This window comes from Streptomyces sp. CRN 30 (assembly GCF_034105845.1).
Window position 1 is genome coordinate 1 of sequence record NZ_JAVRHI010000032.1, and the last position, 12,461, is coordinate 12,461.

Below are 12,461 nucleotides of genomic sequence, written 5' to 3' on the forward strand. Positions count from 1 at the left end.
ACGACGAGGCGCGCGACGGCTTCGCCGCCCGGCTGGCGGACGCCGTCGGCGCCACCGCGGTGGGCGAGGCGGCGGAACGGGCCTGGCTGCGCAACGCGAACCGGGCGTGCGGCACGCCCTGGCTGCGGCTGTGGCGGTGGCTGCAGAACCGCCGGGAGCCCCCGACCGGGCGGCTGTGCGTCCCGGCGCCCGAGGACGAGGAGGCCACCGCCCGGCAGCGGGTCGAGCAGGCCGTGCGCGTGCTGTCCGAGCGGGCCGCCACGGGGCTGCCCGGGCCCTGGGCGCTGGCCGTGCGGGAAGCGGCGCTGCGCGGGTGCGAGGGGCTGCCCGAGGCGCTGGACGAGCTGACGGCGAAGACCGGGAAGCCGCGGGGGCGGCCGCCGCGGCCGGGCTGGTGGCCGGTGGCGGTCCTGGCCCAGGCGTCCATGACGATCCTGCAGGTCGTCGGCGGGCTCTGGCTGGTGGGGCAGATCATCGGGGTGCTGCCGCCGAACCTCGGGTCGCCCGCGTTGCTGATGGCGACCGGCATCGTCGGCGGTCCGGTCGTCGAGTGGGGCAGCAGACTGGCGGCGCGCGGTCCGGCCCGGCGGTACGGACTGGAGGCGGAGGTCCGGCTGCGGGAAGCGGCCGGCGGGTGCGGGCGGGCCCGCGTACTGGAACCCGTCGCGGCGGAACTGTCGCGGTACCAGGAGGTGCGGGAGCAGTACGGGCGGGTGCTGGGAATGCCCACGGCCGTGCGGTGAGCGCGGCGGCACACGCGCCGGCACGGGTGTCTTCACCCTTCCGTGTGACGGAGTTCTTCCCAGGTCAGGGGTTGTGCACAGGGCCCGGCGGACCCGGCCCGGAGGCGGCAGTCTGATCCCGCGGCGGCCGTGGCGGACGTGGTCCGCGCCGGACGCAGCCGTACGGGACGGTCCCGTGCGCGTGTCCGTCCGGCCCCGGCGCCGGGCGCGGGAGGGGTTCGTGATGAACGAGACGACGTTGTGCGTGGTGGGGAACGTGGCCACCAGGCCGGTGTGCAAGGAGACGGCCCTCGGCACCTCGGCCAGGTTCAGGCTGGCGGTGACGGCGCGGTACTGGGATCGCGAGAAGAACGAGTGGACGGACGGGCACACCAACTTCTTCACGGTGTGGGCCCGGCGCACGCTCGCGGCGAACGTGGCCTCGTCGGTGTCGGTGGGCGACCCGCTGGTCGTCCAGGGCCGGCTGAGGGTGCGCACCGAGCGGACGGAGGAGGGCGAGAGCCGCACCTGGGCGGACGTCGACGCGACGGCGATCGGGCACGACCTCGCCCGCGGCACGTCGGCGTTCCGCCGCAACGCCAGGGAGGCCAGGAGCGCCCCGGCGGAGGCGGACCCGGGTACGACGGCGGAGCCCAACTGGGAGACACCGACCGCGAGCCGGCCGGACGCGACCCCGCAACGGCCCCTCGCCGGCGCGGTGGTGACCTGACGTCGGATCCCGGTCCGGCTGGCCTGATCGGGAGGCGGCCCGTCGGGGCGAACGTGGTGGACGCGCCCCCTGCGGCGCTCGACGAGCGCAGCTCAGCACGTGTGTGAACGGTCTGTGCAACCGATAACGATTCCGATTCGGATCAGCCGTCCGGCCTCGGGACCGGGAAGAACGGTCCGCCGCTCTCCTTAGGATGCCGGGCAAAGCTCATGGGGCTGTTGATGCCGGTGAGGGAATCGCGCCGCCGCAGCAAAGGGTCCAGCTCGAAGGGAAGTCCTGTGTTTTCTACGCTCTCCGCGCCGGCCGCGCGCAGACGGGGCGCCGCCCGCCTCGCCGCGGTGACGCTGGCGTCCGGGATCGTCGTCGCCGGCACGGTCGCCACCGCGGGCACGGCCGTCGCCGAGGAGGCCCCCCAGAGCCCCGGCGGCGCGACCGCCACGTCGGGCGGCCTGAAGACGTACGGGGCCGCCGTGGTCCGCGAGGACGGCGAGGAACTGCCGCTCTCCGCCGGGCTCTTCGAGATGTCCGTCGAGGGCGGCGGCACGCTGCACACGTACTGCGTCGACCTGTACACCCCGACGCAGCGGGACGCCAGGTACCAGGAGACCCCCTGGAGCGGCACGTCGCTGAGCGGCAACGAGGACGCGGGCAAGATCCGCTGGATCCTGCGGAACTCCTACCCGAAGGTGAACGACCTCGCGGCCCTGGCCGACCGGGCCGGGGCGGCCGGCCTGACCGAGCAGGACGCGGCGGCCGGCACCCAGGTGGCCATCTGGCGCTACTCGGACGGCGCCGACGTGAGCGCGGTGAACCCGCGGGCCGAGAAGCTCGCGGACTACCTGGAGGACAGCGCGCGGACGCTGGCGGAGCCGAAGGCGTCCCTCACCCTCGACCCGCCGGCGGTCTCCGGCCGGGCCGGCGAGCGCCTCGGCCCGGTCACGGTCCACACCGACGCCGACTCCGTGACGGTGACGCCGCCCGCCGACGCGGTGGCCGACGGGGTGCGCGTCGTCGGGGAGGACGGCGAGGCCGTGACCACCGCACGCGACGGCAGCGAGCTGTACTTCGACGTGCCCGAGGACGCCGCGGACGGTTCGGCCGCGCTGACGGTGCAGGCCTCCACCACCGTCCCCGTCGGCCGCGCCTTCGCCTCGGAGACCCGCAGCCAGACGCAGATACTCGCCGGTTCCAGCGAGTCCACGGTCTCCGCGACGGCCACCGCGAACTGGGCGACGACGGGTGCGGTACCCGCGCTGTCCGCCGAGAAGAACTGCGCCGAGGGCGGCGTGGACATCACGGCGGCCAACCACGGCGACGAGCCCTTCACCTTCGAGCTGGTGGGCACCGAGCACACCGTCGCCGCGGGCGCGACCGAGACGGTGACGGTTCCGGTGCAGGAGGACCAGGCGTACGACTTCACCATCACGGGACCGAACGGCTTCGAGCAGCGGTTCAGGGGCGTGCTCGACTGCGCGACCGCGACCGAGACCAGGGCCGGTGAGGACGGGACCACGGTCCAGACGCTCGACGAACCCACTCCGGTCACGGCGGCCGCCCCCGTCGGCGGCGGCACCGACCTCGCCGAGACCGGCAGCTCCGGGGCGACCGTCCTGATCGGTGGCGCGGCCATCGGGCTCGTCGTGATCGGCGGTGCCGCGCTGATCCTCGTCGGCAGGAAGAAGGCACCCGCGCAGGAGTGAGGCGCGGGGACGGGACGTCCGTTCCTTGACAACTCGACAGCGAGTGACCGCGCGGTGACCCACGCGAGTGACGCGGCCCCGGTACGCCACCCAGGCGCCCGGGGCCGCGTCCTTTCCGGGCGGCGGCCGCCCGAGGACCCCGAGGCTCCGGTTTCCGTCGGAGGGTGGCCGTGCGGCAAGATGGGTGGTACTGCCCACTGCCGTATATCAAGCTGCCGGACGGTTTCTCTTGGCTGAGTACATCTACACCATGCGCAAGGCGCGCAAGGCGCACGGCGACAAGGTGATCCTTGACGACGTCTCGCTGAACTTCCTCCCCGGCGCGAAGATCGGTGTGGTCGGTCCGAACGGTGCCGGTAAGTCCACCATCCTCAAGATCATGGCCGGTCTCGAGCAGCCCTCGAACGGTGACGCGTTCCTGGCGCCCGGCGCCAGCGTCGGCATCCTGCTCCAGGAGCCCCCGCTGAACGAGGAGAAGACCGTCCTGGAGAACGTCCAGGAGGGTGTCGCCGAGGTCAAGGGCAAGCTCGACCGGTTCAACGAGATCGCCGAGCTGATGGCGACCGACTACTCGGACGCGCTGCTCGAGGAGATGGGCAAGCTCCAGGAGGAGCTGGACCACGCGAACGCCTGGGACCTCGACGCCCAGCTGGAGCAGGCCATGGACGCCCTGGGCTGCCCGCCCGGCGACTGGCCCGTCGTCAACCTCTCCGGTGGTGAGAAGCGCCGCGTCGCGCTCTGCAAGCTGCTCCTCGAGGCGCCCGACCTGCTGCTCCTCGACGAGCCCACCAACCACCTCGACGCCGAGTCCGTGAACTGGCTGGAGCAGCACCTCGCCAAGTACGAGGGCACCATCGTCGCCGTCACCCACGACCGGTACTTCCTGGACAACGTCGCCGGGTGGATCTGCGAGGTGGACCGCGGCCGCCTGCACGGCTACGAGGGCAACTACTCCAAGTACCTGGAGACCAAGCAGACCCGTCTGAAGGTCGAGGGCCAGAAGGACGCCAAGCGCGCCAAGCGCCTCAAGGACGAGCTGGAGTGGGTCCGCTCCAACGCCAAGGGCCGCCAGGCCAAGTCCAAGGCCCGTCTCGCCCGGTACGAGGAGATGGCCGCCGAGGCGGAGAAGATGCGGAAGCTGGACTTCGAGGAGATCCAGATCCCGCCGGGCCCGCGCCTGGGCAACGTGGTCGTCGAGGTGAACAACCTGCACAAGGCCTTCGGTGACAAGGTCCTCGTCGACGACCTGTCCTTCACACTGCCGCGCAACGGCATCGTGGGCATCATCGGTCCGAACGGCGCCGGCAAGACCACGCTGTTCAAGATGATCCAGGGCCTGGAGGAGCCGGACTCCGGTTCCATCAAGGTCGGCGACACCGTCAAGATCTCCTACGTCGACCAGTCCCGCGAGAACATCGACCCCAAGAAGACGCTGTGGGCCGTCGTCTCCGACGAGCTGGACTACATCAACGTCGGCCAGGTCGAGATGCCCTCGCGCGCGTACGTCTCCGCGTTCGGCTTCAAGGGCCCGGACCAGCAGAAGCCGGCCGGTGTCCTCTCCGGCGGTGAGCGCAACCGCCTGAACCTGGCGCTGACCCTGAAGCAGGGCGGCAACCTGCTGCTCCTCGACGAGCCGACCAACGACCTCGACGTCGAGACCCTGTCCTCCCTGGAGAACGCGCTGCTGGAGTTCCCGGGCTGCGCCGTGGTCGTCTCCCACGACCGCTGGTTCCTGGACCGCGTGGCGACCCACATCCTCGCCTACGAGGGCGAGTCCAAGTGGTTCTGGTTCGAGGGCAACTTCGAGTCGTACGAGAAGAACAAGATCGAGCGGCTCGGCGCGGACGCGGCCCGGCCGCACCGTGCCACCTACAAGAAGCTGACCCGGGGCTGATCTTGCGGCACATCTACCGCTGCCCGCTGCGCTGGGCGGACATGGACGCGTACGGCCACGTCAACAACGTGGTCTTCCTCCGCTACCTGGAGGAAGCCCGTATCAACTTCCTGTTCCGCCCGGAGAGGGACTTCCAGCAGGGGTCCGTGGTGGCGCGCCATGAGATCGACTACAAGCGCCAGCTCGTCCACCGGCACACCCCGGTGGACATCGAGCTGTGGGTCACGGAGATAAGGGCGGCGTCGTTCACGCTCGCCTACGAGGTCAAGGACCCGGACCAGGTCTACGTCCGGGCGTCGACGGTGATAGTGCCGTTCGACTTCGAGGCGCAGCGCCCACGCCGCATCACCGCCGACGAGCGGGAGTTCCTCCAGGAGTACACGGACGACGGCGCCGCGGGCGCCGATCGTGACGGGGACGAGGCCGTCGCGGCATGACGGTGCTCCACCTCGCCGACGCCGGGGAGGCGGCCGACCTGGCCGCCTTCCTCGGGCGGCTGATCCACTACGACCGCGCGGCAGCGGTGCGCCTGCAGGCGGCCGGGACGAAGCTCGCGGTGTTCGGGCGGCCGCCGTCGTTCGAGGTCCTCGCGATCCGGGCGGCGCGGCTGGCGCAGCCGTACGGGTCCGGGCTCGACGATCGCCTCGACGTGACCGTGTCGGCCGGTGAGCTCCTGGAGTCCGTGGACGAGTCGGCGGCCACCGCGGTCGTGCCCGCCGCGGTCACCGGGCCGCCGTGGGCCGGGGTGCTGCCCCCGCGCGGCGGCTGGCGGCCGGAGCCCGGGCTGCCGGAGCCGGACGCCGTCCGCACCCTGGTCGCCGCCGTGGTGGCGGAGTTCCGCTCGCGTACGGGACAACTGGCGCCCGAGCGGCGCACACGGGCCGAACTCGACAGCATCGGGCGGGAGATCTGGTCCCGGACGATCGGCGCCACCGGCCTCCCGGTGCGGGCCGCGCACGCGGCGCAGGCACTGGGCTTCCTCCGGCCGCGCCGCGCGACCGCCTCCGGCGCCTCCGGCTCCGCTGGCGACGCGGGTGAGTTGGGGCTCTTCTCGTCGGGGGCGTGGCTGAGGCTGCGCACACCGTACGGGTCGGTCGCCGTGCGCCGGGCGGGGCTGGGTGCCCTGGACGTCAGCGTGCGCCGCTGACGGCTGACGGTCAGCCGGTGGTCCCGCCGTCGGGCCGGACACCGATGTGGTCCCGTTCCAGCTCCAGGCCAGGCGAGCGCGCATGCCCGGCGCCTCGGTGTACTCGTGTTCAGTCCTGCGTGTTGACCATGGAGGCGGCCGCGTACGTCAGGTAGTTCCACAGTGTCCGCTCGTGCTCCTCGGAGAGGCCGAGCTCGTCGACGGCCACCCGCATGTGCTTCAGCCAGGCGTCGTGCGCGGCCCGGTCGACGGTGAACGGGGCGTGGCGCATCCGCAGGCGGGGGTGGCCGCGGTTCTCGCTGTACGTGGTGGGGCCGCCCCAGTACTGGATGAGGAAGAGCCGCATCCGCTCCTCGGCCGGGCCCAGGTCCTCCTCCGGGTACATGGGCCGCAGCAGGGGGTCCTCGGCGATGCCCTCGTAGAAACGGCGCACCAGACGCCGGAAGGTCTCCTCGCCGCCGACCTGCTCGTAGAAGGACTGCTCCGCAAGCTCGCCGCGCCGTATCTCTCTCACACCTCCATCGTCTCAGACGGGAGGGCGGAGGACTCAAGGCTTAGGACCGGGCGGCTCGCCGCGGGGCGTGGCACGCAGCACAGTGGAGTCATGGGCATGCACGCGCTCGGCCACGGTCCGGAGGACCTCGCGGCCCAGGCCCGCGCCGCCATGGTGCGCGAGATCGAGGCGAGCGGGGCGTTCGACGACGACCAGGTCTGGCGGGATGCGTTCGCGTCGGTCCCGCGCCACCTCTTCGTGCCGTACTACTTCATCGGCGTCCTCGGCGGCTACGAACGGCTGTGGGGCGAGGACCGCGACCGGCGCCGCCGCGAACGCTGGCTGCGCGGTGCGTACGCCGACGCCCCGCTCGCCACCCGGGTCCGTGACGGTGAGCTGATCTCCTCCAGCAGCCAGCCCTCACTGATGGCGAAGATGCTGGTGGAACTGGCCGTGGAGGACGGCCATCGCGTCCTGGAGATCGGTGCCGGCACCGGGTACAACGCCGCTCTGCTCGCCCACCGCCTCGGGGACGACCTGGTCACCACGATCGACCTGGACCCCGACCTCACCGAGGGGGCACGCCGGCACCTGGACGCAGCCGGGTACCACCCCGTCGTCCTCACCGGTGACGGAGCGCGCGGAGTGCCCGAACGTGCCCCGTACGACCGGATCATCGCGACCTGCGCGCTGCCCTCGATCCCGCGCGCCTGGGTGGCGCAGTGCTCCCCGGGCGCCCGCATCCTGACGCCGCTGGCCACGGGGCTGGTCACGCTGCGGGTACGGGACACCGGGCACGCCGAAGGGCGGTTCCAGCACACGCCGGCGTACTTCGTGCCGCTGCGCGGAGGCGGCGAGGGGACGGAGCCGGGCCGCCCGCAGCTGGGCGGACTGCCGCGCAGGGCCAGGGAGAACGAACTGTTCCGGTTCCTGTTCACCCTGGCCGCGGGCAGTCTCGACCCGTACGAGGCCCTCGCCCTCTTCGACCGTGAGGACCACCCGGTGCGCGAGCGGTACGGGATCACCGTCAGCGGTGGGCGCGCGTGGGCGTGGCTGGACGACCCGGAGGGGCCGTACGCGTGGGCCCTGCCGTGAGCCCGTGAGCTCATGAGCCCGTGAGCTCATGAGCCCCTGAGCCGCGTACGCGCCCTGCCGCGTCGCGCGGGACCGGGAGGTCAGCCGCGCCGGATCGTGATCGTCGTCCACGCGCCCACGTGCACCCGGTCCCCGTCCTGCAGGGGAACCGGCACGAAGGGCTGGATGGGCTCCTCCGAGTGGTTGACCGTGGTCCCGTTCGTGGAGTTCTGGTCGACGACCGCCCAGCTGCCGTCCGGCTGCTGGACCAGGACCGCGTGCTGGTGCGAGACGCCCGGGTCCTCCGGCGGGACCGCCAGGTCGATGTCGGGGGTGTCACCGGTGGAGTGCCGGCGACGCCCGATGGTGATCTGGTTGCCGGTCAGGGTGCGCCGCTGCTCCGGGGAGTACGCGGGCAGGTTGAGCCCCGCGGCCTCGGGCCCCGAACGCTGCATCATCGACATGAAGTAGTCGCGGTCCGGGCCGATCGTCGCCGTCCAGGTCGCGGGCTGCTGCGGGTACCCCGGACCGGGCGGCGCCTGGGTGCCGCCGGGCTGCGGGTACCCGTAACCGCCAGGACCCTGGCCCTGGTTGCGGCCCTGATTCTGCGCGTGGCCCTGCGGGGACCCCTGGGGGTGCCCCTGCGCGGGTCCTGAGGGTCCACCCGGGCCGCCAGGACCACCGGGGCCACCCGGCCCCGACGGCGGCGGCGTGATCACCCAGTCGTCCTCCGCGGCCCCGAAGGGCGGCCCGCCACGCTGCGGGGCTCCACCGGGGCCACCGGGCCCGCCCGGCCCGGGGTGGCCCGTCTCGCGCGGGAAGGCCGGCGGAGCGGGCGGCCCCGCCTGCTGGAACGCCTGCGGCAGACCGGGGGCCCCGGGGCCACCCGGACCGGAGGGTGCACCGGGTCCACTGGGGCCACCAGGCCCAACGGGTCCATTGGGCCCACCGGGCTGCGGCGGACCCGGTCGCGACGGATCACCGAATCCCGGCGGCGGACCACCCTGCCCCGACGGACCACCAGGACCACCGGGACCGCCCGGGTCACCCGGACCCGACGGGCCACCAGGCCCACCGGGTCCACCGGGTCCACCGGGCCTGGACTGGTCGCCGAAGGGAGCGCCCGGACGCGACTGGTCACCGTACGGCCCACCGGGCCGGGACTGGTCGCCGAAGGGACCGCCCGGACGCGACTGGTCGCCGAACGGTCCGCCCGGCCTGGACTGGTCGCCGAAGGGCGGCCCGGGCGGGATCGGCTCCGCGGGCCGGTTCACCTGCGAGGGCCGTGAGCCCTGGTACTCGTACGCGTCGTCACCGTAGGAGGGTTGCCCCGGCGGCTGGAAACGGAGCGCCGGATTCGGGCCACCGGGTCCACCGGGCCCACCCGGTCCACCATGTCCTCCAGGGCCACCGAAAGCGCCAGGCCCGGGCCCAGGACCCCCGGGGCCCTGACCCATGGGCCCCTGAGGCCCCCCGGGTCCCGCCGGACCGCCCGGTCCTCCCGGCCCACCGGGCCCGGAGGTCGAAGGACGGGGCGCGGCCGGGGTGTACGTGGTGGCCGTGTTGGTCAGGAAGTTCCACCGGCACTCCTCGCAGAACGGCGCGCCGCCCTCACGGGGCGTGCGGCACTGCGGGCAGAGCTCCGGCTCGTAGTCGGGTGCGCCGCCCAGGTGCGGCGGGCGTCCGCCCGCGGTGGGCGGCGGCTGGGAGGAGCCGGGCGGCGGATAGCCGTAGCCGGGGGCCGGGGGTGGCGGCGGAGGCGGCGGGGGTACGGCACCGGGCATGCGGTGACCGCAGACCTCGCACCAGTCGTCGGAACCCGACTGGTGTCCGTTCGGGCAGGTCGGCATGTCGGCGCGTCCCCCTTTCCTCTCCGGCCGTTCGGCCGGTTATTTCGGCCACGGTGGGCCAGTGTGACCGGTTTTGTCCAACCTCTGGTGAGGTCGGCCTCGCTGTTTTCGCTACTGCTACCGCTACCGCTACTGCTGCTTCTTCACACGAACGGTCTTCGTCGACCGGGTCTCGAGAGTCATCTCGTCGGCCTCCGCGACCTTCGCTTTCAGTCGCACAGTACCTGCCGCGGCGTCGACCACGTCCACCACCTTCGCGAGCAGTTTCGCAGTATCGGCATTGCCCGAGGCGCTCGCGAGCTGAACGGCCCGTCCGAGCTTGGCGGTTGCCCCGTCGGTGTCTCCCGCTTTGCGGGCGTCCAGTCCCTGTTGGATGACTTGTGCCAGTTCCGCCTGGCCCGTGTAGTGCGCGACCTGCGGGTTGATCGAGGTGGAGGCCGCCATGTCGTCGGTCCACACGGCCCGTACGAGACCCTGCGCGCCCAGGTTCCGCACGGAGCCGTCGGGTTCGGGGATCACCAGCGAGACGCGCGCGGCCAGCATCTCCTGGCCGAGGCCGGCGGGCGGCACCTCCACGCACACGTGGTAGTCGCGCGACTCGTCGCCCCACGATCCCGTCGGGTAGTCCCCGGCCCGGGGGCCGGCCTCGGTGCGGCGGCCGGTCAGCTCCACCACCGTGGGGGCCACCTGCTTCACGAACCTGATCGTCGTGCCGACCGGTGTCCACACCCGCAGCGAGACGTCCGCCACCTCCTTGCCCATGGCCTCCTCCATCATCTGCGTGAAGTCGGCGGCCAGGCCCGCCGGGTCGGCGACGATGTCGGCCGTGCCGAGCAGCGCGGACGCGATGCCGGTGACCTCCTTGACCTCCCAGTCGGTGCCGACGCCCCGCGCGTCACAGGTGAAGCGTCCGGCGCAGGCGTCCAGCGTGGCCCTGAGTGCCTCGGGCGACTCGTGCTCGTTGCGGCCGTCGGTGAGCAGGATGCCGTGCCGGATGGCGACGTCCACCGAGGAGAGCAGGCGGTCGGCGAGCCGCAGCCAGGTGCCGATCGCGGTGCCGCCGCCGGCGCTCAGCCTGCGCAGCGCCTGCCTGGCCTGGCCGCGGGTGGTGGCGTCGGCGACGGAGAGCCGGCCGCCGCCCGGGTAGATCTCCTTGGCCACGTGCGTGCCGCCGATCACCGCGAAGTGGACGCCGTCGCGGAGGGTGTCGATCGCGGCGGCCGTCGCGTCCCGGGCGTTGCGCATCTTCGTCGGCGGGTAGTCCATCGAGCCCGAGCAGTCGACCATGATCGCGACGGCCGCGGACGGTCCCTCGCCCGGTGAGTACAGGTGCGGCGCCGTGACCGCGCTGCCGACGGTGCCGCCGCCCGTCGCGCCGACCGTCACGATCGCGTTGACCTCGCGGCCCCCCTCGGGCAGGTACTCGTTCTGGTAGACGTCCATCGAGAACTGCGGCACGTTCGACTTGGAGAAATTGGCCATGCCCTGTCTGCTCCCCCTCGAGGCCCCCCACGGCGACGTGGGGCGATGACGGTGCCCGCGTGAACGGACCGGTCCCCTCCGGTCCCTCGGTCGGCGCCCGCGCCGGCCGTGTCCCCTGGCTGTACGACCGGTCGTGCGACCGGTGGCTGTATGGCCGGCTGTGCGGCCGGCGGTACGACCGGACCTCGCGCCGGCCGTACCGCTCGCGTCGTGGCGGCCGGGACGGCGCCCACGCGGGGTGCCCTCAGGCCGATCCTGCCCCCTGCGGCGCCGCCGGGAACGGCAGCACGGCCACTGTTACGTTGTCGTGGCCCCCGCCGTCGAGGGCGTGGCCCACCAGGACCTGCGCGGCGTGCAGCGGGCGCGCCACCGCGTCGAGGGGGACGGCCTCGGCCATCTCCCGGGGCGACTCGGCGTAGTTCCACAGCCCGTCGGTGCACACCACCACTACACCGGGGCGGTCCGGCTTGAAGGAAGCGGTGTGCGGCTCCAGTTCGTACGCGTCCGCGCCGAGCCAGCCCGTGATGGCGTGGGCGCGTTCGTCGGCGTACGCCTCGGCCTCGCTCATCAGCCCCGTGGCCACCATCTGCGCGGCCCACGAGTCGTCCTCGGTCAGCCGGGCGGCGGGCGCGGTGCGGTCCTCGGGGACCCAGTAGACGCGGCTGTCCCCGACCCAGCCCACCACCAGCAGGGTGGGGGTCACGACGGCGCCGACCAGGGTGCAGGCGGGCGCGTTCTGGTGCGGGGCCTGCTCCTGGACCGTCTCGGGCTCCTCGGCCAGGGAGTCGACGGCCTTGGCGGCGGCGACGATCGCCTCGTGCAGGGCCTGCTGCGGGTGGGTGCCGCGCGGCAGCGCCTCCAGCAGGGCCTCGTTCGCGGCGCGCGAGGCGGCGAGCGACGCGTCGTCGGGGCGGGTGGCGGAGGACACGCCGTCGCAGACGACGGCGACCACCGCGGGCGAGCCGTCGGGCAGCGCGGTGGCGGAGACCGCGAACGCGTCCTCGTTGCGGTGGTGGCGCAGGCCCCGGTCGCTGACCGCGGCCACCGCGGCCAGTTCGCGCTCCATGTGATCGCGCTCACGGGGCTGGGCGTGCCCGCAGTTCTCGCAGTAACCGTCCCCGTCCACCCGCCCCGCGCGGCAGGCCACGCAGGTGCCGGTCCCCGCCGCCGCGGGAGTGGCGGCGGACCCGGTGGTACGCGGGTCGACGGGCTGGGGCGGGTCGACGGGCCGGGGCGGGTTCGACGGGATCGGCGGGACGGGCGGGGCCAGGGGGTACTCGTCCGGCTCGGCCGGCCGGTCCAGCCGTACGCCCGGTGGACGGGCCGGGGCGGACGCGGGGCCGGGCGCGGGGCCGGGCGACGCCGGGGG

The 12,461-nt window shown here is 73.4% G+C and carries 10 protein-coding genes and 1 pseudogene; 7 read left to right on the forward strand and 4 right to left on the reverse strand.

The genetic code is table 11. The annotated features are described in order from the left end of the window. The 6 genes and pseudogenes from UW392_RS03450 to UW392_RS03475 form a co-directional block, all read left to right on the forward strand. Window positions 1-743 (forward strand): annotated as a pseudogene (locus UW392_RS03450) (ATP-binding protein); the annotation flags it as partial. A 223-nt stretch (window positions 744-966) separates the two neighbouring features. Then, window positions 967-1,452 carry a single-stranded DNA-binding protein gene (locus tag UW392_RS03455; RefSeq protein WP_320773346.1) on the forward strand — a complete coding sequence of 162 codons (486 nt, stop codon included), beginning with the start codon at window positions 967-969 and terminating at the stop codon, window positions 1,450-1,452. Window positions 1,453-1,730: 278 nt separating this feature from the next. Next, the gene (locus UW392_RS03460) at window positions 1,731-3,152 is read left to right on the forward strand and encodes a TQXA domain-containing protein (RefSeq protein ID WP_320773347.1); all 1,422 of its coding nucleotides are present in this window, start codon (window positions 1,731-1,733) and stop codon (window positions 3,150-3,152) included. Window positions 3,153-3,381: 229 nt separating this feature from the next. Beyond that, window positions 3,382-5,046, forward strand: a complete 1,665-nt coding sequence (gene ettA, locus UW392_RS03465) for an energy-dependent translational throttle protein EttA (RefSeq protein WP_320773348.1) — start codon at window positions 3,382-3,384, stop codon at window positions 5,044-5,046. A 2-nt stretch (window positions 5,047-5,048) separates the two neighbouring features. Beyond that, window positions 5,049-5,483, forward strand: coding sequence for a thioesterase family protein (locus tag UW392_RS03470; protein ID WP_320773349.1), 435 nt, complete (start codon window positions 5,049-5,051; stop codon window positions 5,481-5,483). After that, window positions 5,480-6,193 carry a hypothetical protein gene (locus UW392_RS03475; protein ID WP_320773350.1) on the forward strand — a complete coding sequence of 238 codons (714 nt, stop codon included), beginning with the start codon at window positions 5,480-5,482 and terminating at the stop codon, window positions 6,191-6,193. The genes UW392_RS03470 and UW392_RS03475 overlap by 4 nt, the downstream gene beginning before the upstream one ends. Window positions 6,194-6,302: 109 nt before the next feature. Here UW392_RS03475 and UW392_RS03480 read toward each other — a convergent pair whose 3' ends face one another. Further along, window positions 6,303-6,707 carry a globin gene (locus UW392_RS03480; protein WP_320773351.1) on the reverse strand — a complete coding sequence of 135 codons (405 nt, stop codon included), beginning with the start codon at window positions 6,705-6,707 and terminating at the stop codon, window positions 6,303-6,305. 90 nt (window positions 6,708-6,797) lie between these two features. Here UW392_RS03480 and UW392_RS03485 point away from each other — a divergent pair, with 90 nt between their 5' ends. Next, window positions 6,798-7,781: a methyltransferase domain-containing protein gene (locus UW392_RS03485; RefSeq protein ID WP_320773352.1), complete on the forward strand. Its 984-nt coding sequence runs from the start codon at window positions 6,798-6,800 to the stop codon at window positions 7,779-7,781. A gap of 80 nt (window positions 7,782-7,861) precedes the next feature. On the opposite strand, the gene UW392_RS03490 is transcribed toward UW392_RS03485, so the two are convergent. The 3 genes from UW392_RS03490 to UW392_RS03500 form a co-directional block, all read right to left on the reverse strand. Then, window positions 7,862-9,610, reverse strand: a complete 1,749-nt coding sequence (locus tag UW392_RS03490) for an FHA domain-containing protein (RefSeq protein WP_320773353.1) — start codon at window positions 9,608-9,610, stop codon at window positions 7,862-7,864. A 129-nt stretch (window positions 9,611-9,739) separates the two neighbouring features. Next, window positions 9,740-11,092 carry a VWA domain-containing protein gene (locus tag UW392_RS03495; protein WP_320773354.1) on the reverse strand — a complete coding sequence of 451 codons (1,353 nt, stop codon included), beginning with the start codon at window positions 11,090-11,092 and terminating at the stop codon, window positions 9,740-9,742. Between the two features lie 244 nt (window positions 11,093-11,336). After that, window positions 11,337-12,461 (reverse strand): PP2C family serine/threonine-protein phosphatase (locus UW392_RS03500; protein ID WP_320773355.1); only part of this gene is annotated, 1,125 nt, incomplete at its 5' end.